The sequence below is a fragment of the Pedobacter sp. CFBP9032 genome (genome assembly GCF_034045265.1).
Lineage (GTDB): Bacteria > Bacteroidota > Bacteroidia > Sphingobacteriales > Sphingobacteriaceae > Pedobacter.
Window position 1 is genome coordinate 1 of sequence record NZ_JAXCWE010000015.1, and the last position, 24,806, is coordinate 24,806.

A 24,806-nucleotide genomic window follows, 5' to 3' on the forward strand; every position below is an offset into this window, starting at 1 on the left:
GAATTAGAGAATGAAACAATCGCCTTTAACATTCACTCACTCAAAATTCTCTCACTTTATCATTTTATTTAATTAGAGAAGGATTGAATTAGAGAATGTGGCTATCGCCTCTAACATTCACTCATTCAAAATTCTCTCACTTTATCATTTTATTTAATTAGAGAAGGATTGAATTAGAGAATGAAACAATCGCCTTTAACATTCACTCACTCAAAATTCTCTCACTTTATCATTTTATTTAATTAGAGAAGGATTGAATTAAAGAATGTGGCTATCGCCTCTAACATTCACTCACTCAAAATTCTCCTCACTTTATCATTTTATTTAATTAGAGAAGGATTGAATTAGAGAATGAAACAATCGCCTTTAACATTCACTCACTCAAAATTCTCTCACTTTATCATTTTATTTAATTAGAGAAGGAGTGAATTAAAGAGTGTGGCTATCGTCTTTAGCATTCATTCACTCAAAATTCTCTCACTTTATCATTTTATTTAATTAGAGAAGGATTGAATTAAAGAATGTGGCTATCGCCTCTAACATTCACTCATTCAAAATTCTCTCACTTTATCATTTTATTTAATTCAATTCTATTTGTACACCCAAACCTTTTCCAACTTTGGTACCAGCGGCTATGGATTGCGCGATCACCTTACCCGATCCATACACCTTTGTTTTTAATCCTGCATTTCCTAAAAGGTAAAGCGCATCTTTCAGGCCCATTCCGGCCACATTTGGCATTACTCCTCTTCGCTCCGTATTTTCCTGGAAAACGGCACCCGCACTGGTATCTATAATGTTATAGTATTCAGATTTGGAAGCGAAAAGTGGCTTGTAACCAAATGCTTTATATACTTTTTGAGTAGCCTTGCTCTGACCAGCTTTTGTGGGCGGATTGCCTGTATTGCCTACCAATCTGGTTGGCATATCATTATACATTTGCATATCGCTCGCATAAATCCGATCGGCAACCTCTCTGAAAACCGGCCCTGAAACCAAAGCACCATAATAACCTCCCTTTGGATCGTTGATTACCACGATCATAGAATATTTAGGCTTATCAGCAGGAAAATAGCCCACAAAAGATGCCTGATACTGTTTCTTGGCTTTATATCCTTTATTCGCATCAGCTACCTGGGCTGTCCCTGTTTTACCGGCTATTTTATAAAGAGGATTATGAACATACTGCCTTCCGCTACCTTCTGTAACCACACCTTCCAGCATGCTTTTAATTTTACTCAGCGTTACATCAGAACAGATTTTATCATTAATTACCCTGGCTTTAAATTGCTCAACCGGATTACCTAATCTTCTGATTTCCTTAACAAATATGGGCGCCACGTATTTTCCATCGTTCGCAACCGCATTATAAAACGACAACATTTTAAGTGGTGTTAACTGCATCTCATAACCGTAAGCCATCTGTGGTAAAGTCATTTTTCCCCAACTTTTGTTAGATGGATTTTTGATCACGGGTTTCGCTTCTCCAGGAATTTGCAATTGGAGCTTCTCATTTAGATGCCAATCGTATAAATGATCTGTAAATTTTTTAGGATTGTCTCCGTACTTGCTATTAATTAAATAAGCAATTGCCGCATTGGATGACTGCTCAAAAGCTTTTTTAACCGTAACTACCCCGATACTTCCGTGCGAATCCTTAATCATGTGACCAGGAATTTTGTAATTCCCTGTCCCTACCATCATACTCGTATCTACTAATTTATCTTCTAGCAAAGCCATATAAGAGGCCAGCTTGAAGGTAGATCCAGGATCCTGATTACCGGCAATAGCATAGTTGAATTTTTCTTTGTAAATGCCTTCCTCTACTTTTGAAAAATTGGCTACTGCTCTAATCTCGCCAGTGGCTACCTCCATCACGATAACCGCTCCATGATCGGCATCATACTTGATTAATTGTTTCTCTAGCGCACTTTGTGCTAAATCCTGCATGTTCACATCGATGGTTGAAATAATATCGGCACCATCTTTCGGGGCAATTTCGGCTTCCTCATTCACCGGAATATAAACACCCCCGGCAATACGCTGCATTAACCGCTTGCCTGTTTCGCCGTTAATATATTCATTATAAGCACCTTCCAAGCCTACACCATTTGCTACATTTTCATTTTTATAACCAATGGTACGCGCAGCAAGGGCTTGAAACGGAAGAATTCGCTTGTTCTGTTGAACAGCGATTAAACCACCACTAAATTTACCAATGTTATAAAGCGGGAAAGTCCGGATGGTTTTCAGATCTGCATAACCTACCTTCCGGTGAATTAACAGATACCGGGCACTATCCTGCCGGCCCTTACGCAACATCCTGGCGTATTCTTTAGCGGTTTTATCATTAAAAATCTGTGATAATTTAATTCCCAGAGAATCTACCTTTAAATTGAATACTTTATCTTCTGCAATACCTCCCGCAAACATATCCATCCGCAACTCATACTCAGGAACTGAGGTAGCAAGTAAACTCCCGTCGTTAGAATAAATATTCCCACGGGTAGCTTCTACACTCACGTAACGTGTTGACAGGCTATCTGCCATTGCTTTCCATTTTTTTCCTTGCACAAACTGTACCTGACCGAGGCGCAAAAACACCGCGAAAGCAAAAAGCACAATTAAGCCAAATGCCAGATATACACGAAGCAAGATGTTTGCCCTAATATTCATCGCTTTTAACAATTATTTTTTTTGGTGGTTCAATGAGTTCTTTTATTCCAAGGGTATCTACCTTTTTGGCTACTTCTGTCAATTTACTTTTGAACATCAGGTCGGCTTTTAAAGATTTATACTCCCATCTTAATTCTTTTACTTCTTTATTTAATTTATCAATCCGGCGAACATTGTTTACCGCAAAGTGGCTATTGGCAATATATATCATCCCCAAAAAGGCCAAAAAACACAAATAAGGCAAAGCATCTGTTGCCGCCTCTTTCGATACTAATCCATCATTAAAAAGCTTACTGATAAATGAATTACTATCCATTTTCTCTTCAGCAGTTTTTGGCTTTTTCGGTGCAGCCTTTAACTCTGGTTCAGGACCAATCTCCTCCTCTTCTATATCTTCCCTGAACTTGTTCATATCTTCTCCGCAATTCTTAATTTCGCACTACGGGCACGATTATTTTGAGCAATTTCATTTTCATCAGCCACAATGGCTTTTCTGGTAATTACATTAAAAGGCTTTTGTTGATTGCCAAAAAAGTCTTTTTCTACCTCACCCTGAAATTTCCCCTTAGCCAGGAAATTTTTAACCGGCCTGTCTTCCAATGAGTGATAAGACATTACCACCAAACGGCCTCCAGGTTTTAGCACATCAGCTGCCTGCTGTAAAAAATCTTCCAATACTTGTATTTCAGCATTTACCTCAATACGCAAAGCTTGAAAAACCTGAGCCAGGTATTTATTCTCTTTACCTTTCGGGATGTAAGATGCGATAGCAATTTTCAAACTATCGATATCTGTAAAAGGTGTTTCCAAACGCGAAGTAGCAATTGCACGGGCAAGTGATTTCGCGTTTTTTACCTCACCATATATACCAAAAAGCTTATGTAATTTATCTTCCGAATAGGTATTCAGCACTTCTGCAGCGGTTAAATTGCGGTGCTGATCCATCCGCATATCTAAATCTGCATTATGACGGATAGAAAAGCCACGTTGCGGAACATCAAACTGATGAGAAGAAACGCCTAAATCGGCCAGAATCCCATCAACTTCTCTAACACCGTTTAAACGAAGGTTATTTTTCAAAAACCCGAAATTCTGGTCGATGAAAACCAGCCTGTTGTCATCCAGAATATTTTGTTGCGCATCAGGATCCTGATCAAAAGCGATCAACTTACCTTTAGCACTTAAGTGTTTTAAAATTTCTCTCGAATGCCCGCCACCACCGAAGGTTACATCAACATAAACCCCATCAGGATTAATATTGAGTCCATCAATACATGGCTGCAACATTACCGGAACATGGTAACTATTCTCCATCAACGCCTCCTTTCTTATTACCCATTACCTTTTGGGCGAGATCTGCAAAGTTTGCAGGCACATCATCAAAAATATCCTCGTAAGATTTTTTATCCCAAACCTCAATCCGGTCTAACTGACAAGCCAAAACTAAATCGCTTCCGATCCCAGCATACTCAACCAAAGATTTGGGAAGCAATACACGACCAGCAGCATCAAGCGAAAGCTCAGTTGCGCCACGGGTGAAAGCCCTTACAAATGCACGGTTTTCCTGATCATAGATATTCAGCTTGGCCAGATCGGCTACCACTGCATCCCAAACATTTTTAGGATAAATAACCAGGTTTTTCTCAAAACCACGGTTAATAATGAGCCCCTCATTTTCAGCATTAGGCAATTGTTTCTTAAGCGCAGCAGGTACCATAAGGCGTCCCTTTGCGTCAAGTTTACAATCGAATTCTCCTAAAAGTTGGGTCATAGTGGTATCTACACTTTTTATCTAGTGTAAAAGTAAATAGTTCTACCACTTTTTACCACTTTTTACCACAAAAAAGTTTTCAACATCTTTTTTGTTACAATAATGTGGCTTGAAGCCATCTTTCGGCGTTTAACCAAATAACAAATAAATTCAATTACATTTAAAAATCAGTTACTTATGGATGATAAAATAGAAAAGTGGGAGACTAGCCCAAAATCCATAAGCATTCGTAAATCTAAGCCAATTTTCAGGTAATTGCATTACAAAAGCCACAAACTGGCTCCACAATCCTGATCAATAGTGAGTTAATTGCACAAATTTTTTAAAATGGAATTTAAATTGGAGGTCATTACTAAATTATAGCTATACTCCACCTCCAGTGTCAAAATTATTATATTTAGAAATGAAATTCGACACCCATTCTGTTTATCATATTTATAATAGAGGAAATAATAGCCAAAAAATATTCTTCACAGAAGCAAATTATTTGTTTTTTCTAGACAAGATCAGGAAAGAATTAATTCCACATGGTGATATACTGTGTTATTGCTTAATGCCCAACCATTTTCATTTAATGATCCTAACTCCTAAAGATTTCAAATCTAATGATTTAAATAATGCCATTGGAATTTTGCTCAGGTCTTATACACGGGCAATTAATCTTCAGGAAGGTAGAAGTGGTTCCTTGTTTCAGCAAAAAACAAAAGCAAAAGAGCTGATCGATAAAAACAATAATAATGCTGTAAATTACTTGGCAACTTGCGCTCATTACATTCATTTAAATCCAGTCAAGGCTGGCCTGGCACAGCACTTAAACCAATGGCGATTTTCATCTTACCTGGATTTAGCCGGCCTGAGAAATGGGACTTTATGTAATAAGGAATTATTTTTTATGCTAAGCGAAATAAGAAAAGATGAGTTTATCAAAGAGAGTGAAGCGATGTTAGATTTTAAACGAAATGTTTCTTAAATAGTCATCGGATGAATATAAACTATTATTCATCCGATGACTAAAGAGACCTAATCGCTTTATTTACAACAGAGGAAATAATACTTAAATCCAGTCAGGGCTGGCTTTCTTAAATAGTCATCGGATGAATATAAACTATAGCCTATTATTCATCCGATGACTAAATCGCTAGAGCGTGAAGCGATGTTAGATTTTAAACGAAATGCTTCTTAAATAGTCATCGGATGAATATAAACTATTGCCTATTATTCATCCGATGACTAAAAGGTAGTCAACAGTAAATAGCCGACGGATAACCATGGGCTGTCGTCTGTTATTCATTCTACGGTCAAACCAAAAAAGAGTAACAAACTTTTTACCCGATGCCAAAAGCTTTTTATCATACTCTTATTCAGAATCTTATTGATTTGACTACTTTAGTTAAAATACCTATGAACCTTATGAGAAAAATCTATCTAACAACTTCAATCATGCTGGCGCTCGGACTCTTTGCCTGCAAAAAAGATGAAAAGCAATCTATTCAGCAAACACTTAATTTTGGCGCACAAACCGTAATCAATGTACAGAACAAGATAGGTTTAGACACCTCTGCTGTCATTACAATTGGCACTTACGATCAAATTTCATTAAAAAACTTATCTGATAACGCATCAGATTTTAGGTGGGATCTGGGTGATGGAACGACGTCAAAGGAAGAATCGCCTTTATTATCCTATCCAAAATCTGGGGAATATAATGTAACACTCACTGCAACTGCTGCAAATGGGCAACTGATTCAGCGGTCGAAGAAATTTATGGTGCTAGACCGGGTGCTGAAACAAGTTAAAATAACACGGCTTAATTTTAATTCTAATTTTGATAAGTCTCCAAACTGGCCTGATCAGAAAATAGCTAATGTGGAGGCTGTTATTAAAAAAATTGATGCTGATAAGTTCCCGGCTTTCGCTAATAATGATTATTTAGGAGAAATCATTTATCAATCTGCTCCGAAGGCATTAAAAAGTAACCTATCCGAAACCGTTGAGATCCCTGTTGTAGAAAAAATTGTAGTTGATCTCAATATGCTAAGAAATGGAAAGTACGGCATAAACTTATATGCTTCAGATAGTCAGAATAAGTATATTCTTACCTCAAGTTGGGGCTCTGGTGTTGGCTTTTCTTATGATGGCAACATTATCAGCAGAAATTTTGTCGTAAAAAGTGGATTTATCGGCAACAGTATCGAACTGGTTTGCGTATTTGAATAAAAAGCAAAAAAATAGTCATCGGATGAATATAAACTATAGCCTATTATTCATCCGATGACTAAAAATGAAATCAAGAAGCCATCGGATGAACATCAGCATGTTGCCTATTATTCATCCGTTGGCGAACTATTACCCATTAATCGCTTTAACGCCAGGCAATTCTTTACCTTCCATATATTCTAATAAAGCGCCACCACCTGTAGATACGTAGCTCACTTTATCTTCCATACCAAATTTCGCAATTGCAGCAGCAGAATCTCCACCACCAATTAGGGAGAAGGCACCGTTTTCAGTAGTTGCAGCCACAACAGCCTCAGCAACTGCCTTTGTTCCAACCTGGAAATTTTCCATCTCGAAAACACCCATCGGACCATTCCACAATAAAGTTTTTGAGTTTTTAATTACCTCTTGGAATAAATCAACGGATTTCGGACCGATATCCAATCCCATCCAATCTGCTGGGATCTGTCCTGAATCTACATCTTTTTTATCAGCATCATTTGCAAATTTATCTGCAATCACTGTATCAACAGGTAAAATTAGATTTACACCTTTTGCTTTTGCTTTTTCAATTAATTCTAATGAAAGGGCTTGTTTATCTGCTTCTAAAAGCGAAGTACCGATTTCACCACCTTGTGCTTTCGCAAAAGTATAAGCCATACCACCGCCAATAATCAGGTTATCAACCTTGTCTAATAACTTTTCAATCAGTAAGATTTTATCAGAAACTTTTGCTCCTCCCATAATCGCAGTGAAAGGACGCTCAGCATGATTCAGGATTTTCTCTGCATTCTCTACTTCTGAAGCCATTAAATAACCGAAGTATTTTGCATCTGGAAAAAACTGAGCAATAATTGAGGTAGAAGCGTGTGCACGGTGCGCCGTACCAAAGGCATCATTCACATAAACATCGCCTAATTTTGCTAATTTCTCAGCGAAAGCCACGTCACCTTTTTCTTCTTCTTTATAAAAACGAAGGTTTTCTAACAATAGAACTTCGCCTGGGAAAAGATTTTTTGCCTGTTTAACAGCATCTTCACCAATACAATCATCCGCAAATTTTACTTCAAGATCGAGCATTCTCGATAAATCACCTAAAATATGTTTTAAAGAATATTTATCAGTCGGACCATCTTTTGGTCTACCTAAGTGAGACATTAAGACTACAGAACCACCATCGTTTAAAATTTTAGTAATGGTAGGAAGCGCAGCACGCATTCTTTTATCATCGGTAATTTTAAATTCATCATCCAAAGGCACATTAAAATCTACCCGGATAAGTGCTTTTTTATCTTTAAAATTTAACTGATCAATTGTTTTCATGTTTATATATTATTTTAGTTTTAGTCGCATTTCGTAATGGAAACCAATGCCAGGAATATCAAACTCCGGTGATTCACTGATAAATCCAATTTTTTTGTAAAAGGGGGCGGCCGTAGATCGAGCATTGCACCAAAGGTAATCGGTGTTATATTCTTTCAGGTAATCAATTGCGAAGTTAATTAATGCTGCGCCATAACCCCTACCGCCGAAATCGGGATGCGTGGCCATGCCACGAAGCTGATAACCTTCACCATCTTCAGGGAAAAAATCGTTTCGCATAAAAGTAGCGACAGATCTGATTCTGTTATCTGCTAAATAGCCCAGATGGAAAGTATCGTAAGAGTTATCTCCCTCGAAAATACACGCTTCAAAAGGTTTACCATTCCTAAGCATCAGGCTTCTGAGCGGAAGAACTTCTTCTGGAAGAATGAATTTAACCATATATTACTTTTTAAAAAGTTTTATACCTACTAACAAGAGAGAGATAAGGATGTTTTGCGAGCGCTTTGGCAAAGTTAACAAAGCATTTGAAACCTAATTAAAATTGAGATAAGAATTTTGCCGGATTAATGGCAATAAGTAATCTATCACATTAAATAAAAAAGCCAGGATTTATAAAAATGCACCTTATTATGTGCATTTATTAATAAAATGCACATAATAAGATGCATAATTGATATTGGGGTTTTGCTATGCACCGTATTTTGTGCATCTTTGTAATCAAAAAATAATAGGTGATGAAGATTAAGAGGCCAATACTGTTTCCGAAGCATAAAAAAATATTAGAAGCATTTGGAGAGAATATTAAATTAGCCAGGAAGCGGCGAGCTTTAACTATTCTTCAAGTAGCTGAACGGGCAGGATTAAGCCGAAATACAATTACCGGTATCGAAAAAGGTAGCCCCAATATCTCTATAGGGGCTTATTTTAATGTGCTTCGGACGTTGAACTTACAAGACGATTTCATTAAAATTGCAGCAGATGATGAATTTGGCCGAAAGCTCCAGGATTTAGATCTATTAACTAAATAAAATGACTGGCAAGACGGAGATTTACATCTATGCAGACTGGAAAGGAATTGATGGGCCAATAGAGATTGGGAAATTAGCTGCTTCGCAGGGAAAAGGAAAAAAAACATTCAGCTTTGAATACAATAAAGCCTGGATTAAACATCCCAATTTCTTTTTACTGGATCCGGATTTGGAGCGCTTTAGTGGCCCTCAATACCCAAGAGGAAAAGAAAACTTTGGCATATTTATGGACTCCATGCCTGACACATGGGGTAGAACACTATTAAAAAGGCATGCTACAGACCATGCAAAAAGACAAGGAACGCTTGTACCAACGCTCTATGATATCGACTATTTGCTTGGTGTGAATGATGAGAGCAGAATGGGGGCTTTACGGTTTAAATTAGATAGGAATGGCCCATTTCTAAACAATGATCAAAATCACCCCACCCCACCATGGGCACACCTTATTGATTTGCAAAATAGTGCAGACAAGTTTGAGAAAAACGAAGATAGCGATGACGTTCGGGAGGATATAAAAATGCTAATGGCGCCAGGATCTTCCTTAGGCGGCGCCAGGCCAAAAGCAAATATAATAGATGAAAAAATGCAGCTATGGATTGCAAAATTTCCCTCAAAAAATGATACAATAGATAAGGCTGCATGGGAGTACCTGGCTTATAAATTAGCATTAAAGGCTGGAGTAGAAATGTCTGATTGTATTTTGAAACATATTTCAGGAGAATACAGCACTTTTTTAACTAAACGTTTCGATAGAGATAAAAACCATCGGATACATTTTTCTTCTGCGATGACCATGACAGGAAATGTTGATGGAAATGTGGAGGAGGAAACCGGATATCTGGATATTGCCGAATTTATTCAATCGAATGGTGCCGCTGTAGATAACGACCTGCATCAGTTATGGCGGCGGATTATTTTCAATATTGCGATTTCTAACACAGATGATCACCTTAGAAACCATGGATTTCTACTCACCGATAAAGGCTGGCGACTTTCACCAGCATACGATTTAAATCCATCTATTGATAAAGATGCATTGGCAATTACCATTGATAGCAATACCGGAGAGCTGAATTTTGAGATCGCTTTCAGCGTTGGCGAATATTTCAGACTGAATAAAAAAGAAATGGAAGAAATACTTTCTCAGGTAAAAGATGCTGTTCAATCATGGAGAGCAGTAGCAAATTCCATTAAAATTAAACGAAGTGAAATAGAACTGATGGCTAAAGCATTTAAGTTTGGCTAAAGTCTGATTACGCTAAAGGTGGTAATTAAGAATGGAGAACTAACCTAAACCTTTGCGCAGAAGGGAAGCCATTCTATATTCTCAAAAAAAAGGCAACCATAGAATCACACTTATTCCGATTCTATGGCTGCTTATAAAATTATTTGCTTTTGAGCTCGTTTACCGGAGCAGTTAAGGCAAAGGCTTTATGCACTTTTTCTACTTCCAGTTCTTTGGCTAAAGAAAATTCTGCAGATTGTTTGATCGCTAATGATGAAGCGCCAATGGCTACTTTGTAGTTTCCTGCTTCCGCAACCCAGGCACTTTTACTTTCTATAAATGAGGCCAAATCTTTAGGAGATAAGGTGAGTTGCACCGTTTCTGACTGACCAGGTTTTAACAATTTTGTTTTTGCAAACGCCTTTAGTTCTGCAACAGGTTTATCAATATTCTGGTGAGGGGCAGAAAGATACAGCTGAACAATTTCTTTCCCGGCTACTTTTCCTGTATTTTTTACGGTTACCGATGCGGTTAACTTCCCGTTAAAGGTTTTTCCACTCAGTTTTAGATCTGAATATTCGAAGTGGGTATAAGATAATCCGTAGCCAAATTCGAAAGATGGTTTCACTTTGAAGGTATTAAAATAACGGTAACCTACATAAATTCCTTCTTCATAGGTTACATTTTCAGGGTTTGCAGCTGGCGTACCTAACCAGTTTTTCGCTGAAGGCGTATCTTCATATTTTACGGGAAAAGTCATGGTTAATTTTCCTGAAGGCGTAACTTTTCCACTAAAAATATCTGCTACAGAGTTACCACCTTCCTGGCCTGGCTGCCAGGAGAGTAAAATCGCATCCACTTTATCTTTCCAACTTGCCGTTTCAATCACGCCGCCAATATTCAAAATCACCACAACTTTTTTACCCTTTGCATGGAAGGCTTCCGTTACGTTATTAATCAAGCTTACTTCATCCGCAGCTAAATTAAAATCGTTGTCTACGGTTCTGTCGCCTCCTTCACCAGAATTTCTTCCGATGGTAATTACCGCCAATTCCGTTGATGCTGCCTTTTTCGCAATCAATTCTTTACTTAAATCAAGTTCAGGCAATCTTTCTGGCAAGGCCAGAATGCCTCGTTTCTTACGACTTTCCAGCTCTGCAGCCTTTTCTTTTGCGGCAAACGGTGTGTATAAAGTTTTAAGTTCTGTATCCAATTTATATCCGCCTTTTTCCAGTCCTTCAATTAAGGAAACCGTATAAGCTTCATTCACATCTCCGCTTCCTGTTCCACCAGCAATAAAATCATAAGAGGTTACGCCGAAAGCTGAAATTTGCTTTTCTTTGGCTTGATAAGGCAACAAATTATCATTATTCTTTAACAAGATCATGCCTTCTGCGGCTGCATTTCGCGTAACCTCGGCATTCCCCTTTAAGTTTGGCTTATCGGTATACTTGTATTTTGCCATGGTTGGCGATTTAAATACCAGTTCTAAAATCCTTTTGATGTTGGTATCTACCACCGCTTTGGAAAGCTTGCCATTTTTCATGTTTTCCAAAATTGCTTTTTTCTGCGCAGGAAGACCAGGCATAAGCAAGTCATTACCAGCTTCCAACTGAGCCACCACATTACTCGTACCGCCTTGTAAAGAGCTAAAGCCTGCATAACCACCAAACCAATCGGTCATTACAATCCCTTTAAAACCCCACTCCTCCCGAAGGATATCGGTAAGCAAGTCTTTTCTTGCTGAAGTATAAGTTCCGTTAATCAGATTGTAAGACGACATAACCGTCCATGGGTTAGATTCTTTCACCGTAATCTCAAAGCCTTTCAGGTAGAGCTCACGCATGGTTCTTTCGGTAATGTGTTCATTAATCGAAAGTCGATTGGTTTCCTGGTTATTGGCGGCGAAGTGTTTTACTGACGTACCCACACCATTAGATTGAATGCCATTTACCATAGCTGCAGCAATTTTTCCAGAAACCAAAGGGTCTTCAGAATAGTATTCAAAGTTACGGCCGTTTAATGGATTTCTATGAATATTCAATGCTGGTGCTAAAAGTACATCCACACCATATTCTTTAACCTCATTCCCCATGGCTTTACCCACACTTTGAATCAGTTCCGGATTCCAGGTAGAGGCCAATGCCGTTCCAACAGGAAATGCAGTGCAGTAATATGTATTTTTGTTGTTCTCACGAATGGGTTTGATGCGCAATCCTGCGGGACCATCAGCGACAATGATCTCTGGAATACCTAAACGTTTAATAGCGTAGGTACCTCCCGCAGCACCCGGAACGCGACCTTCAATAGCACCAACCACTGGTGTTAGACCGTCAAAACCAGGCATGCCTGTTCCGATTAACATCGAAGCCTTTTCTTCATCGGTCATTTTACTGATCAGGTCATCAATCCGCTCTTCTATTTTCAATCTGTAATCTTCGTATTTATCCAATTTTCCATTTCCATTTAAATCATCGAAAGTAAAACCATTGATCGTGATTTTAGTTGGTTTTTTAATTCTATTTATGGTTGGGTTTTTCCAGGAAATATTGGAACATACCAATGCAGCCATTAGCGAAAGCTTTAAGGCTTGATTTACATTGTACTTTTTCATATCGTTATTTATTTAGTTATCTTAATTCATTAATTTGTGGTTTTGCAACCAATCTTCAAACCGATCAGCCCAGCTATCTACCGGCAGGTTTTGTTTACCCATACCAAAACCATGACCGCCTTTTTCGTACATATGCAACTCGACAGGATATCCGCCTTCGAGCCATTTATTATATACCTGAATACTTCGTGGCGCCAACTTTAGCTGATCATCACTTGCAGCACAGATGAACAGGGGCGTAACTTGTTTCGGCAATGGCTTTTGCAAAAGTGCTGCTGAGACTCCTCCGTAAATAGCGGCTACGAAACCTGGCGTAAAAGCGCTACCATTATTCAATACCGTTTGCATGGCGACTGTACTACCAGCAGAAAACCCAATGATGCCAATCTGATTGGTTTTTACCCCATATTTAGCAGCATTTTCATAAACGAACTGAAGGGCTTTTCTACCATCCTGAGCTGCCATTTCGATTATTGGCACCGTACTTTTTTCAAATGCCGCACGGTCTTTTAACTTCTCCATCATTTCTGTTGCAGGATCATTGGAAATGGTTTCCAGCAAGCGGTATTTAAGCACAAAGGCAGTTATTCCTTTTTTACTTAACCGCTGGGCTAAATCAATACCTTCTCTATTGATGGATAAACTCTGGAAGCCACCACCCGGCGCAATCACAATGGCTGTACCCGTGTTTTCTACTCCTTCAGGAACTTTATAAACCAAAACGGATGGGTCGGTTACGTTGTACACCACTTCTGTTTTAAACAGTTCAGCATAAACCTGCGCTTCCTTTTGCTTCCAGTTTTCAGATCCTGGCGCTTTGCCTTTATATAATTTAATGATTTCCTGCGCTTGCAATGAAAAAGAGCAGCTGAGCGCAGTTAACATGAGTAAGGGAATTTTATATTTCATGGGATTTTATTTTATTATTTATTGACGTTTTCGTAGATCCATTTAAAATGAATTATGCTCAGGGAATACCCTATAGCTGGAATAGACTTACACCGTTATTTATGATATCTTTCGGTTCTCACATCTTTAATTACACCTTTCCAGTTTAAGCCATAAGCAAAATCGTAACGATTACCTTCGGTATCTTTATGCGGAATCAAATCAAAAGGAACATCTTCTTTTTGCTCTTCTACCGTTTTCATATTTGCAGGCATTTGCACAGGCAATAAACCAGAGGGTTCAGTTTTACCGGAAATAATATCCAATACAGCTTGTGTAGAAACACCGAAATTGAGCACTATGCCATTCACTTCTTTCTCAAACTCACTAAAAATCATCGGTTTAGATGCGGTAATGGAAACAATAACGGGCTTACCTTTCATCATTTCTTTGGTATCCAAAATGGTTCTTAAATCCATCACGTTTGATGCCGTAACCGTTTTGCCTTTATAAGCCCTGTCTTTTATGGAGGGGTCTATTACCGGATCGCCTGCAGCAATACTTTTCGATCGGGCATATTCAGCGGTGTAAGTACCATACTGTAAAGAAATTGGAACATAGCCATTGCTTCCGCCATTGCGATCGTTAATATCGTACCCACCTTCTGCACTTTGCGGACTTGAAACAAACACAATCGCAAAATCTGCTTGCTCTGGCACATCAGTTACGTTGTAATATTTTTTAACCAAATCCATATTCACCGGATAATCCAGCTTTGCCGCAGTATAAATCCCCCACCAGTCTTTAGTAGGTGCAGTATAAATTTTAGGGATATAAACAGTTTGTCTCTCTTTCTGTGGGAGAACATTTCCTTTGTTTTTAAGCAATACAATAGATTTCAGCTGTGCATCGTAACCAGCTTTCATAAATTCGGCATTGCCAACAATGGCTTTCGTTTCATCAACATTTAAATAAGGGTTTTCGAACAAACCAACACGGAAAATATTCTTTAGTAAACGAACTGCAGATCTTTCAAAACGAGCCCTCATAAATTTCTCGCCATATTCTTTTACGCCCATTTGGTAGGCTTCGAGTACTGGTTTTTTATCATTATTTCCGCCAAACTGGTCTACACCTGCCATTAAAACCTTGTAGTGTCTTTCTGCAATGCTTAAAGCCTCTGCTCCCCATGGCTTACCTGCAAATAGATTGGGTGTTTTTCCTTCATCGCCAGTCACCAGCCAGTCAGTACACACCACGCCATCATAACCATATTTATCCCGCAATAAATCAGTAATAATATATTTACTAAACCCATTGGCTACGTTTTCTTTATATTTTTTATCCTGGTTAAAAGTGATGGTATAATAAGGCATTACAGCCGATGCTTTACTGGTTTTTCCATTCAGTTTAAAAGCGCCGTTTACAAAAGGGTCTATGTGTTGCTGAAGATTGTTGCCTGGGTAAACCGTAAATTTTCCATAGGCCCAATGCCCATCCCGCCCACCTTCTTCTGCACCGCCACTTGGCCAATGTTTAACCATGGCATTTACACTTTTATAGCCCCAGCCATCTTTAATTTCCGCATTGCCATAAGAAGTTTGAAAACCATCAATATAAGCACGTCCCATGTCGGTTGTTAAAAGCGGACTTTCACCAAAAGTCATTGAGATGCGGTACCATCGCGGTTCGGTTCCTAAATCTATTTGTGGAGAGAGTGCGGTAGCAATTCCTAAAGCCCGGTATTCCTGAGCTGCAATCTGTCCAAACTGTTCTACAATTTTAGGATCAAAGGTAGCAGCCATACCCAAGCCATCAGGCCACATGGAAATTTTTCCTCCGGCACCTGCGTTAAATTCGCTCGTGGCTAAAGCCGTGTGCCGTGGATCTGAACTATTATTAGCTGGGATGCCTAAACCAATACCTTCCACAAAAGCCTGTGCGTTATTATTCCAGATGGCTGCAATTTCTGGCGATTGAACACTTGTAAGCAGCACATGACGCAGGTTATCATCCTTTAAGAAAAGTTTTTGCTGATCATTTAAATCTGATGCTTTCGCTTTACTATCTGGAAACACTTTACCATTGTAGGTACCCATATTGTAACCTGCCACACCAGCTGGTAAGGCCTGATGCCTGCTATATAGCATTAAGCCAGCAATCTGCTCAACCGTCATTTTCGAGGCCAGATCTTTTGCCCGCTCCTCTACAGATAAACGCCAATCTTCATATCGATCAAGCTTGCCGTTACGGTTAAGATCTTTAAACTTTAAACCGCCCGCGGATAAAATTTTCACTCCCGAATTTGCCGAATATCCAAGGGTGGCTCCATTGTTGTTTTTAACAATGAAAAATTGTTGGGCACTTAAGGATAAACTCCCCATCAGTGCGATGATAAAAGTTACGGTATTTTTTTTCATTTGGTTAGAATCTGAAATTTAGTGACGCCTCAACGGTAAACGGACGGATATATGAACCAACCAGCAGCTGGTTATAATAAGCAGATGCATCTGTAATTAACTCTGCACCATTAATGGTACCTTTTGCACCAGTCTGGTTTAAGAAGTTAACAGCAGTTACACCGAAATCGAAATGTTTATTCACCTTATAGTTTACGCCACCAAAAGTTTCCCATCGGGCGGCGAAGTAAAGTGCATTGGTTAAATTAGCAAATTGCTTGCTGAAATACCGAAAGCTGGCCCAAATTTTAAAATCTTTATAGGTGTAACTCGGATCAATTTCCATGAGCATTTTAGAAATTTCCAGTACATTTTTATTGTCGTAAGAATAACTGTTGCCAAATGCAGAGAAGTTGTAGTTTTTATAAATCGGATCCTGGAAAGTAATGAGATAATGAATATTAAAGCCTTTGAAAGGATTTGCAACAATATCAGTCGTCCAACCCAAAGTTTGAATATCGTAATTAACGGTAGCCACCTGAGAATCGCTGGCGTTAGCCGGATTAACCAGGTTTAAACGAGAGAAATAATTGTTTCTGGTTAAGTAAGTTGCCTGTGAAACCACACTGAATTTATCATGATTATAGTACACGCCAAAAGCACCAAGCGGACTTTTTGTTTTCGACATATTTGGTACTACTGCACCAGAATAGCTTTCTAACCTGCCGTTATTTTCTGCATAAGTGAAATCGGCCAGCAAGCCCAACCGATTGGTAATTTTGTAAACTGCATTAACCGATCCACCGAGGTGGAACCAGTTATTGGTAATGGCGGTTCTTTGGTTTGGATCAAAAACAAAACCTACCGTCCGTGGGGTTTGATCGTAATTTCCATCTATTCTATGGTACCTTAAATTGATTCCATAATTCAGAGAGAACTTGTCAGAAACGTTCCAGTGATCAGAAAAATAAGTTGAAAGTTTGTTTTCATAACCATCATGATATTCTCCGCCTAAATTGTAATTGTAAAACCCATCAGCATCGGTATTAGAACTTCCCCCGGGTACATTCCTGATCAACTTTTCGGGGTTGGCAGCAACGGTTTGATAGTAAAAGGCCCTGCTCGAAGTATATTGATCAACATTATAATAATACTCCGTTAAACCCAATCGAAGATCGTGGTTGTTTACTTTTTTTGTAACTTCAAACCTGGATAATACGGTTTGTGTAGGTGTTTTAGGGGTAGATAAACCCAGCATTGAATTAACGTTTCCGGTGTAGGCCTGTCCGTTGCTTACATAAGAGAAACCATCATTTGATCCTGCCTGAAGAATACCTAATGGAATATTGGTTAACGTAGTTGCCTTTGCAAATCTTAAGCGGGTATTAAAATTAAAGTTCCATCCGTTTTTAAGCTTGTAATTCCCCAGTACATCAAAACTATGTGAACTGGAGGCAGCATCATTTCCACCCTCATTTTTAAAAGAAAATTCGCCTGTACGAATATCTTTAAATTTCATTATTCCATCATTGATGATGTAAGAATCTCTACCAATTCTAAAATTATCCAGTTCCTGTACCTGTCCATTTTCTTTATATTTAAAAACGGCGTAATTGGTGAGCGAAATGGAATTGGCATATTTATACAGGAAACTGATTTCGCCTTTATCTCGCTTGAAGCGTTTGGTTAAGCCCGCACGATAAATCTGTGTTTTGTCAGAGTAATCTGAAAACTGAACATCGAAGGAATTGGGATCATAGTTCTGGTAAATGCCAGCCACGTAAGACCATCCATTGGAAATTGGTCCCGAAACATTTACATCACCTTTTAGCCATCCGAAATGACTGCCAGATAAATTACCGACTAATTCGAATTTGGGCGTTCCGAGCTTAGTATATGAATTAACAGCAAAACCCAGATCGCCGGTAGTAATTACCGATTCGCCAATTTTTAATAACCCGGTCTTCTGTAAACTTACACTCTGCCGCCAAGTTCTATTTGGCAATTCCGGCCAGAAGAAATACACCACGGGCAAATTGTTTTCCTGAATGGTAATGCCACCAACGGTTGTTGGCAAACCAATATTTACATCACGCGGGCCTGTATTATTTGCCGCATTCAGCATCACGTTTCTATTATCTTCTTCTTTTTTTTCTGCTACTTTTTTTTGGGGAATAGAATCTCTTTTTATTTTCTCCTGCGCATAGGATGAAATACAAAACGCAGACAACATCAACAGTAAAATGCTCTTAAGGGTGCTCATAGCCAACTAGGATTAAGTATGTAATTTTATTATATATTCTCCGCAACAAATTTCAGAAGTACGGTAGATTGGTTAGTATATAAGAAGGCGATTTCTCATTGCTTCTTTATGAAGCAATATTAATATGTTTAATTAAGAAAAACAAATTATTAATTTTAGAAGTCCTTAAATAAACTATCTTCAACCTATGATCAATCAGGATATAAAAGATGCAAGTGTAAAATTTTGGCAGAGTTCAATCCCCCATATTTCGATAGATAGCGTGGTTTTTGGCTTTGCAAACAACCAGTTAAACGTGCTTTTATTGAAAATAAAGAATGAAGAAGATTGGATTTTACCTGGTGGATATTTACAAAAGGATGAGGCAATTGATGATGCTGCAAAACGGATTTTGTTTGAAAGAAGCGGGGCAGACAAAATATTTCTGAATAATTTTGGCGTATTCGGTAACCTTAATCGTTCAGAAAGCTTCTTTGCAGATTACCCGGATGATTTATGGCATAAACAGCGTTTTATTACCATTGGGTATTATGCATTGGTTGATCAAACCCGGGTGAATCCGGTAACGGATATGTTTTCAGATTGCTGTGAATGGGTACCTGTAGAATCTAATCCTAAAATGGTGATGGATCACGAAATTATTCTTAAAAAAGCGCTAGACACCTTACGCGAGCACATTAGCCACAAGCCAATTGGTTATAACTTACTCCCTGAAACATTTACACTTCCAGAGTTACAGGGTCTCTATGAGGCTATTCTTGGAGAAAAGCTCAACAGGGGAAATTTTTATAGAAAAATGATGCGCTACGATATCCTGATTAAGCTGGATGAGCAACGAAAAGGTGGAGCTTATAAAGCACCTAACTTATATAAATTTGATGAAGAAAAATATAAAATCGCGTTGAGTGGGCTAAACTGGTAAAGCAGATACTAAATAATACATCGAGCAAGTATTGTGCTACTATATTGTTTGATCTGCTATTCTTCCTGTATCTATTTTTTTTATGATATCAATTAGCCTTGAGCTATATCCAAATTCATTGTCATACCAACCCACAACCTTTACCATATCACAAACAATTGAGGTAAGCAGCGAATCAAAAATACATGAATGTGGATTATCAATAATATCTACTGATACAATAGGATCTTCGGTATACTCAATAATGCCAGCCAAATCTGTGGCGGCGGCAACTTTAAACGCTTCGTTAATTTCTGAAATAGTGGTTCTCTTTTTCAGAAGGCAGGTAAAATCCGTTAATGATCCATTCAACACCGGCACCCTGATTCCTGCACCACCCAGGCGGCCATCTAATTCTGGAAAGATATGGGTAATGGCTTTTGCAGCGCCTGTGGTTGTTGGAATAATTGATGACGATGCAGCCCTTGCCCTGCGTAAATCTTTATGGTTTGAATCATGTAGATTTTGATCACCTGTCATAGAGTGAATAGTGGTAATATACCCCTCTTCAACTCCCCAATTATCGTTTAAAATCTTAATCATTGGGGCGATATTATTCGTTGTGCAACTTGCGTTAGATAGGATTTCACTGTTCAAATCTATTCGATTATCATTAACGCCCAGCACAACCATTGGAATATCATCTGCAGCAGGTGCCGAAATTAATACCTGTTTTGCTCCTGCGGTAATGTGTTTCCCGGCAGTATCAACCGTTAGGTTTTTCCCGGTACAATCAATCACTAAATCAACCCTTAAAGCAGACCATGGTAATTCGTCTGCCTCTTTAATAGAAAAAACCGGAATAGAAAGTTTATCAATTACCAGGGCATCGGGCTTAGCGGCAACCTCACCTTTAAAAACACCATGTACAGAATCGTATTTAAAAAGATGGGCCATGGCGCTTGCATCAGCTAGATCATTAATTGCAACCACTTCAAAACCCTCAGCTAATGCTAAGCGCAAAAAAGTTCTGCCTATTCTACCGAAACCATTAATCGCCAGCCTCATGATGTTAAAATTAGAGCGCAAAATTAATGTTTATTTCCAGATTATAGCTTTATCGTAAATTCTGTATGCATTTATTTACATCTTACTTACGAGATTGTTTTGAAAGCTGCCAGGAGATCAGAAGGTTGAATATCATACAGATCCCAATCAGCAGGAAAATAAGAAGAAAATTACCAAATGTTTGCAAGGTTATGGTAGCAAGAATAATGATAAAATTTAAGATTACGGTTATAAATACAATTTTATTCGGTTTGTATCCAATTATTTCTAATCGATGGTGAATATGGTTTCTATCGCCCAGAAAGGGAGATTTTCTGGTCAAGATCCTGACGGTAAATATACGGAGGGAGTCGAATATGGGCACGATCAGGATAGAAACCGCAATAGCAGGTGCGGAATAAAAAGCAGGAGTGTTAGCGCCGGTAAATTTATTGAGTTCGATAAACTTGATGGCGAGAGCTGCCGTAGTTAAACCGATAATTAAAGCACCAGTATCACCCATAAAAATATTCGCCGGGAACCAGTTGTATTTTAAGAATCCAGCAATTGCACCAGTAAGTGCAAACGCAATAAAAGCATATGGCACCTGCCCCATCAGGGCGAAACAGATTCCAAAACATAGGCTGGCCAAAATGCCAATGGTACCTGCAAGGCCGTCTATCCCATCAATTAAATTGAAGGCATTATTTAAAAAAATAATAAGAATAATAGAGAATATACCTCCGCCAAGGTAATTAATATCGTTAATGCCCAGCACGCCATAAAGACTGGTGAGGCGAAAGCCTCCAAAAAAAACGAGTATGGCCGCAACAATGAGTTGTAATAAAAATTTAGTGCTGGTGTTGGTGCCATAAACATCATCTTTTAAACCCAGGCCAGCGAGAATGATACAGGAAACGATTAAAAAATTTGCCTCTTTGAAACTAATTAATGTAGAAAATAGCAGGATACAAATGGTAAAACTTGCCACAATGGATAAGCCACCTAATCTGGATATGTTTGCTGCATGGTTTTTTCTGTGCAAATCATTAACATCAAAAAGCTTGTATTTCAATGATGCATGAATTACCGAAGGAATACTAAAGATCACAAGTGTAAGTGACAATATAAATATCGCCCCATAGAACACTTCTGGAGTAGTTTTTAGCAAATTTTCGAACAAAACGGGGGAACTATTTCTGCAAAGATAGCTAATGCAGCGCCGTTTTCTCTGTTCTTTTTATTCTTTACCATGATAAATATCAATTTCGATTTACTCCTATCAGGTTTAAAGGCATTATAAATACTACGGCATACCCCGATGAAAAATAATTACAAATGAAATTAAGCCGTTTTTTAACCCAAATGAACAAAATGAGCTATGGGCTCACCCGTCCATTAAGAAATAATACCAGCTACCAATACTGCGTTAATTTTGATAGCTTTTTTCTCAGGAGTACAAAAACCGGATACGGAATACCATTAAGCTTTAGGGCTTTATAATCATTTCTAAAAGCGCCCAGCAGACTAGCCAAGTCTTTATTGCTGACGCCACCAGTTCTCATTTTTACTACTAGGAGTGGCAAATAAATGGCCTTTAGCTTATGGATATAAAAGTACCTTAAAATAAGATCGTAATCTGCAGCTGTACCTAGATCAAGCGCATAATTACCATACTTACTAAATAATGGTTTTCTGAGATAGAGCGTGGGGTGAGCGGGCATCCATCCTTGCTTAATATCTTTTTCGCTTGCTTGTTTTGATCTCCAGTTTCTTAAAACTTTATGATTGACTGGACTGATGTAATTTAAATCTCCATAAACAGCATCAACTGCAGGATGTTCCATAAATCCTTTTGCAATCTCCTCAATTACATATTTATCAGCAAGCATGTCATCGGCGTTTAAAATACCAAGAATTTCACCCGATGCCAAGGCAATCCCTTTATTTATGGCATCATACAAACCCTGATCGCGTTCAGAAATTAAATGATGGATATGCTTTCTATATTCATCAATAATCAGCAGTGTGCCATCTGTAGAGCCACCATCAATGATGATATACTCGATATTTTGATACGACTGGTTAATGATTGATAAGATACATTCCCTTAAATAAGCTTCGCCATTATAAATTACCGTGATGATGGATATCTTCATTTTCTAATCGCGATAGCCTTCTATTTAACGTGGAAACCGCTACGCCCGTGGTAAAGATAAATAATAGCGGGATAAAATCATCAATAGGGCATTCCTGGTAATAGGTGCCTTTAGTCCCTGTTTTTCCATGTCCAATACAGCCACTACTGGCGAATGATCTATCTAATATCCAGGCGCAACCATCGGCCGGGTAAAGATCGCCAGGCGTGTTTGAAAAAGTACCACCGGGAGGATTTGTTTGATAGGTAAGTAGTTCCGGGTATCCAGCTACCAGGCAACCATACTCTGCAAAAGCAAAAATTGGGATAAGACAGATCGGGATGATTAAGCATAACTTTTTCATAAGCTAATAGATTAATCATACACTAATGTAGTAATTATTTTTGTTTTTTTGGAAAATTGGAAGAAATAAGGAATGGATTAGCGGGAAATGGGGGAATAGCTAACAGGAAATAGAGAATAAAATAATGAACAGCAAAGAAGAAATCGTTTGCTGAATTAGCGTAGACTTTATATTAAGAAAGCGATGAGAGGTTAAGTTTTATTATTGGCTGGGAATAGCAATGTATCTTCCTGCATCTTTTATATACCTAATCGCACTTTTTAATTCACAATCACATAAAGTGTCCATTCTGGATGTTTTGAATGCTCCTTTCATATTATAGTTACCATTATGTTTTTTAACAAAAACAAAATTGACAAGTTTTAAACTATCCATAGCCGCAAGCTCATCAAAAGATGGGATATCATTCAATCTTTCACCTCCCTTAATATGGCAAGAATAGCAACTGAGATTAGACACGAACTGTCTCGCATCCTCAGCATAATACTTACATGAATCTGGTAAGCTACTTTTTTTAGAAACCTTTATATCAATTTTATTCTTATTTAGGCAGGCAACAAATAAAAAGAACAGCAAACTACCTAAACTTAGCTTTATTGTATTTGAAACCATAAAATTATTGGCTGGGAATAGCAATGCTTCTTCCTGCATCTCTTATATACCTAATTGCACTTTTTATTTCACAATCGCTTAAAGTGTCCATTCTGGATGCTCTAAATGTTCCAGTTTGAAGTTATCACCTGCTGGGTAAAAGTCATCAGGCTGTTTAAATTGGGCGCAACATCGGTGGTAAGATCCAGCACTTTTAGGGTGATGGTGAAATCGCCATATAAAGTAAGTTCCCCGCTTCCGTCATCGCTAATGCGCAGATTTTTTGCTACAATACCGCCAGATAACGGCTGGTTTTGCAACAAGGCAAGGTTCATTTTGAAAAAATCAATTATATCCACGCCCATGAGCAACAACTCTAATTACTATAAACATAGTGATTATAATACATTTTGGTCTATTATATCACGACATCAAGTAATAGCTTACCATAGTAAAGATATCTATTTCAAGTGCTTCCGTTAAAAATTATATTGTAAAATGATTTGCGAATTTATCTACTGGCCTCTAAATCAAATTCCTGGTAATTTTTCCTTTAATAATATAAAGCGCAGTAATATTTGATTTATCCATAATGGTATCACCTTTAAAATTTGGGTTAGATGAACGCAGGATCAATTTATTCCGATCAGCATGCTCATAAATCATTTTGATACTACGTAAGTGATTTGCCTTTTCATTTGCCATGATCACATAAGCCTCGCCCCATTGCAATACTTCAAAATTGGTCACTTCCCGAACAGCTATAATTTCACCGGCGGCATAACGTGGATACATACTGTCACCATATACGGGAAGATAGGCAGTACAATCATTAAAGGGTTTATAGTTTACAAAATACTCCGCCTTTTCTTCCATTAAAATAAAAGTATCCGCGTCTGATAAGCTAACATCATAATATGGCACACCTTCTTTAATTTCAGAAATTACAGGTCCTTTGTTCAGTAGCGGTTCTCCTACTCCATTACCCAGCCAAGCCAAATTAACATCAAACTTAAAGCTAAGCCTGTCTTTAAAACCATTAGAAATTCCAACCCGCCCTCTAAAAATATCAGAAAGCGAACCATCTTTGATATTTAATGCCGCCGCAAAGTCTCGTTGAGTTCTAAAACCTAATATATTCATTAACGATTTTAAACGATCTAGTTCAGTCATATATAATGTTAGTAAGTTTGCTAATTAAATTAAGATTTCCGTAAAAATTAATGTAAATTTGAATGGTAGGCGGCAAGGTAATAAAATAAGCTTGGTTCTGAAACGTAATGAAATAAACTAAATATACAATTTGTCAGCCTAAATGAGCTGATCAAATTTAATATAATATTAGTGATTAATCA

At 38.1% G+C, this 24,806-nt stretch carries 22 protein-coding genes; 5 read left to right on the forward strand and 17 right to left on the reverse strand.

The window, feature by feature from the left end:
• Positions 1 to 579: 579 nt before the first annotated feature.
• Genes SOM16_RS20845 through mraZ form a run of 4 tightly spaced genes read right to left on the reverse strand, consistent with a single transcriptional unit; the run spans position 580 to position 4,447 of the window.
• On the reverse strand, positions 580 to 2,676 hold the full coding sequence (locus SOM16_RS20845) for a penicillin-binding protein (protein ID WP_320465927.1): 2,097 nt from the start codon (positions 2,674 to 2,676) through the stop codon (positions 580 to 582).
• Positions 2,666 to 3,088 (reverse strand): FtsL-like putative cell division protein, encoded by a 423-nt coding sequence (locus tag SOM16_RS20850; RefSeq protein ID WP_029282973.1) that lies wholly within the window; start codon positions 3,086 to 3,088, stop codon positions 2,666 to 2,668. Before SOM16_RS20850 ends, SOM16_RS20845 begins: the two co-directional genes overlap by 11 nt.
• Positions 3,085 to 3,990: a 16S rRNA (cytosine(1402)-N(4))-methyltransferase RsmH gene (gene rsmH / locus SOM16_RS20855; protein WP_320465928.1), complete on the reverse strand. Its 906-nt coding sequence runs from the start codon at positions 3,988 to 3,990 to the stop codon at positions 3,085 to 3,087. The genes SOM16_RS20850 and rsmH overlap by 4 nt, the downstream gene beginning before the upstream one ends.
• Positions 3,980 to 4,447 (reverse strand): division/cell wall cluster transcriptional repressor MraZ, encoded by a 468-nt coding sequence (mraZ, locus tag SOM16_RS20860; RefSeq protein ID WP_320465929.1) that lies wholly within the window; start codon positions 4,445 to 4,447, stop codon positions 3,980 to 3,982. The genes rsmH and mraZ overlap by 11 nt, the downstream gene beginning before the upstream one ends.
• A gap of 403 nt (positions 4,448 to 4,850) precedes the next feature.
• On the opposite strand from mraZ, the gene SOM16_RS20865 reads away from it, so the two are divergent.
• Positions 4,851 to 5,417 carry a hypothetical protein gene (locus SOM16_RS20865; RefSeq protein WP_320465930.1) on the forward strand — a complete coding sequence of 189 codons (567 nt, stop codon included), beginning with the start codon at positions 4,851 to 4,853 and terminating at the stop codon, positions 5,415 to 5,417.
• Positions 5,418 to 5,857: 440 nt separating this feature from the next.
• Positions 5,858 to 6,664, forward strand: coding sequence for a PKD domain-containing protein (locus SOM16_RS20870; RefSeq protein ID WP_320465931.1), 807 nt, complete (start codon positions 5,858 to 5,860; stop codon positions 6,662 to 6,664).
• 129 nt (positions 6,665 to 6,793) lie between these two features.
• Here the strand turns inward: SOM16_RS20870 and SOM16_RS20875 are convergent, their stop codons facing one another.
• The gene (locus SOM16_RS20875) at positions 6,794 to 7,987 is read right to left on the reverse strand and encodes a phosphoglycerate kinase (protein WP_320465932.1); all 1,194 of its coding nucleotides are present in this window, start codon (positions 7,985 to 7,987) and stop codon (positions 6,794 to 6,796) included.
• Between the two features lie 9 nt (positions 7,988 to 7,996).
• Entirely contained in the window at positions 7,997 to 8,428 is a 432-nt protein-coding gene (locus SOM16_RS20880) for a GNAT family N-acetyltransferase (RefSeq protein ID WP_320465933.1), read from the reverse strand.
• Positions 8,429 to 8,724: 296 nt separating this feature from the next.
• On the opposite strand from SOM16_RS20880, the gene SOM16_RS20885 reads away from it, so the two are divergent.
• Together SOM16_RS20885 and SOM16_RS20890 are read left to right on the forward strand one after the other, a co-directional pair.
• Positions 8,725 to 9,018 carry a helix-turn-helix domain-containing protein gene (locus SOM16_RS20885; RefSeq protein WP_320465934.1) on the forward strand — a complete coding sequence of 98 codons (294 nt, stop codon included), beginning with the start codon at positions 8,725 to 8,727 and terminating at the stop codon, positions 9,016 to 9,018.
• Between the two features lies 1 nt (position 9,019).
• Positions 9,020 to 10,267, forward strand: coding sequence for a type II toxin-antitoxin system HipA family toxin (locus tag SOM16_RS20890; protein WP_320465935.1), 1,248 nt, complete (start codon positions 9,020 to 9,022; stop codon positions 10,265 to 10,267).
• Positions 10,268 to 10,406: 139 nt separating this feature from the next.
• Here the strand turns inward: SOM16_RS20890 and SOM16_RS20895 are convergent, their stop codons facing one another.
• The 4 genes from SOM16_RS20895 to SOM16_RS20910 form a co-directional block, all read right to left on the reverse strand.
• On the reverse strand, positions 10,407 to 12,860 hold the full coding sequence (locus SOM16_RS20895; RefSeq protein WP_320465936.1) for a glycoside hydrolase family 3 N-terminal domain-containing protein: 2,454 nt from the start codon (positions 12,858 to 12,860) through the stop codon (positions 10,407 to 10,409).
• A 21-nt stretch (positions 12,861 to 12,881) separates the two neighbouring features.
• Positions 12,882 to 13,769, reverse strand: a complete 888-nt coding sequence (locus SOM16_RS20900; protein WP_320465937.1) for an alpha/beta hydrolase — start codon at positions 13,767 to 13,769, stop codon at positions 12,882 to 12,884.
• Between the two features lie 95 nt (positions 13,770 to 13,864).
• Positions 13,865 to 16,168, reverse strand: a complete 2,304-nt coding sequence (locus SOM16_RS20905; protein WP_320465938.1) for a glycoside hydrolase family 3 protein — start codon at positions 16,166 to 16,168, stop codon at positions 13,865 to 13,867.
• A gap of 4 nt (positions 16,169 to 16,172) precedes the next feature.
• Positions 16,173 to 18,410 carry a hypothetical protein gene (locus tag SOM16_RS20910; RefSeq protein WP_320465939.1) on the reverse strand — a complete coding sequence of 746 codons (2,238 nt, stop codon included), beginning with the start codon at positions 18,408 to 18,410 and terminating at the stop codon, positions 16,173 to 16,175.
• A gap of 187 nt (positions 18,411 to 18,597) precedes the next feature.
• On the opposite strand from SOM16_RS20910, the gene SOM16_RS20915 reads away from it, so the two are divergent.
• Positions 18,598 to 19,332 carry an NUDIX hydrolase gene (locus SOM16_RS20915; RefSeq protein ID WP_320465940.1) on the forward strand — a complete coding sequence of 245 codons (735 nt, stop codon included), beginning with the start codon at positions 18,598 to 18,600 and terminating at the stop codon, positions 19,330 to 19,332.
• Between the two features lie 39 nt (positions 19,333 to 19,371).
• On the opposite strand, the gene gap is transcribed toward SOM16_RS20915, so the two are convergent.
• The 7 genes from gap to SOM16_RS20950 form a co-directional block, all read right to left on the reverse strand.
• Entirely contained in the window at positions 19,372 to 20,379 is a 1,008-nt protein-coding gene (gene gap, locus SOM16_RS20920; RefSeq protein ID WP_320465941.1) for a type I glyceraldehyde-3-phosphate dehydrogenase, read from the reverse strand.
• A gap of 82 nt (positions 20,380 to 20,461) precedes the next feature.
• Positions 20,462 to 21,484: an MraY family glycosyltransferase gene (locus SOM16_RS20925; RefSeq protein ID WP_320465942.1), complete on the reverse strand. Its 1,023-nt coding sequence runs from the start codon at positions 21,482 to 21,484 to the stop codon at positions 20,462 to 20,464.
• Positions 21,485 to 21,773: 289 nt separating this feature from the next.
• Positions 21,774 to 22,517 carry a glycosyltransferase family 2 protein gene (locus SOM16_RS20930; RefSeq protein WP_320465943.1) on the reverse strand — a complete coding sequence of 248 codons (744 nt, stop codon included), beginning with the start codon at positions 22,515 to 22,517 and terminating at the stop codon, positions 21,774 to 21,776.
• A complete protein-coding gene (locus SOM16_RS20935) occupies positions 22,486 to 22,860 on the reverse strand; it encodes a hypothetical protein (RefSeq protein WP_320465944.1) in 375 nt (124 codons plus the stop codon). Before SOM16_RS20935 ends, SOM16_RS20930 begins: the two co-directional genes overlap by 32 nt.
• A 201-nt stretch (positions 22,861 to 23,061) precedes the next feature.
• Positions 23,062 to 23,511, reverse strand: coding sequence for a hypothetical protein (locus SOM16_RS20940; protein WP_320465945.1), 450 nt, complete (start codon positions 23,509 to 23,511; stop codon positions 23,062 to 23,064).
• A gap of 62 nt (positions 23,512 to 23,573) precedes the next feature.
• Positions 23,574 to 23,816, reverse strand: coding sequence for a hypothetical protein (locus SOM16_RS20945; RefSeq protein WP_320465946.1), 243 nt, complete (start codon positions 23,814 to 23,816; stop codon positions 23,574 to 23,576).
• 160 nt (positions 23,817 to 23,976) lie between these two features.
• Positions 23,977 to 24,624 (reverse strand): LexA family transcriptional regulator, encoded by a 648-nt coding sequence (locus SOM16_RS20950; protein ID WP_320465947.1) that lies wholly within the window; start codon positions 24,622 to 24,624, stop codon positions 23,977 to 23,979.
• Positions 24,625 to 24,806 lie beyond the last annotated feature (182 nt).

Bases quoted from the DNA above. Each gene is read 5' to 3' on its own strand.
- SOM16_RS20845 (WP_320465927.1), bottom strand. From the start codon at position 2,676: ATGAATATTAGGGCAAACATCTTGCTTCGTGTATATCTGGCATTTGGC.
- SOM16_RS20850 (WP_029282973.1), bottom strand. From the start codon at position 3,088: ATGAACAAGTTCAGGGAAGATATAGAAGAGGAGGAGATTGGTCCTGAA.
- rsmH (WP_320465928.1), bottom strand. From the start codon at position 3,990: ATGGAGAATAGTTACCATGTTCCGGTAATGTTGCAGCCATGTATTGAT.
- mraZ (WP_320465929.1), bottom strand. From the start codon at position 4,447: ATGACCCAACTTTTAGGAGAATTCGATTGTAAACTTGACGCAAAGGGA.
- SOM16_RS20865 (WP_320465930.1), top strand. From the start codon at position 4,851: ATGAAATTCGACACCCATTCTGTTTATCATATTTATAATAGAGGAAAT.
- SOM16_RS20870 (WP_320465931.1), top strand. From the start codon at position 5,858: ATGAGAAAAATCTATCTAACAACTTCAATCATGCTGGCGCTCGGACTC.
- SOM16_RS20875 (WP_320465932.1), bottom strand. From the start codon at position 7,987: ATGAAAACAATTGATCAGTTAAATTTTAAAGATAAAAAAGCACTTATC.
- SOM16_RS20880 (WP_320465933.1), bottom strand. From the start codon at position 8,428: ATGGTTAAATTCATTCTTCCAGAAGAAGTTCTTCCGCTCAGAAGCCTG.
- SOM16_RS20885 (WP_320465934.1), top strand. From the start codon at position 8,725: ATGAAGATTAAGAGGCCAATACTGTTTCCGAAGCATAAAAAAATATTA.
- SOM16_RS20890 (WP_320465935.1), top strand. From the start codon at position 9,020: ATGACTGGCAAGACGGAGATTTACATCTATGCAGACTGGAAAGGAATT.
- SOM16_RS20895 (WP_320465936.1), bottom strand. From the start codon at position 12,860: ATGAAAAAGTACAATGTAAATCAAGCCTTAAAGCTTTCGCTAATGGCT.
- SOM16_RS20900 (WP_320465937.1), bottom strand. From the start codon at position 13,769: ATGAAATATAAAATTCCCTTACTCATGTTAACTGCGCTCAGCTGCTCT.
- SOM16_RS20905 (WP_320465938.1), bottom strand. From the start codon at position 16,168: ATGAAAAAAAATACCGTAACTTTTATCATCGCACTGATGGGGAGTTTA.
- SOM16_RS20910 (WP_320465939.1), bottom strand. From the start codon at position 18,410: ATGAGCACCCTTAAGAGCATTTTACTGTTGATGTTGTCTGCGTTTTGT.
- SOM16_RS20915 (WP_320465940.1), top strand. From the start codon at position 18,598: ATGATCAATCAGGATATAAAAGATGCAAGTGTAAAATTTTGGCAGAGT.
- gap (WP_320465941.1), bottom strand. From the start codon at position 20,379: ATGAGGCTGGCGATTAATGGTTTCGGTAGAATAGGCAGAACTTTTTTG.
- SOM16_RS20930 (WP_320465943.1), bottom strand. From the start codon at position 22,517: ATGAAGATATCCATCATCACGGTAATTTATAATGGCGAAGCTTATTTA.
- SOM16_RS20935 (WP_320465944.1), bottom strand. From the start codon at position 22,860: ATGAAAAAGTTATGCTTAATCATCCCGATCTGTCTTATCCCAATTTTT.
- SOM16_RS20940 (WP_320465945.1), bottom strand. From the start codon at position 23,511: ATGCAGGAAGAAGCATTGCTATTCCCAGCCAATAATTTTATGGTTTCA.
- SOM16_RS20945 (WP_320465946.1), bottom strand. From the start codon at position 23,816: ATGGGCGTGGATATAATTGATTTTTTCAAAATGAACCTTGCCTTGTTG.
- SOM16_RS20950 (WP_320465947.1), bottom strand. From the start codon at position 24,624: ATGACTGAACTAGATCGTTTAAAATCGTTAATGAATATATTAGGTTTT.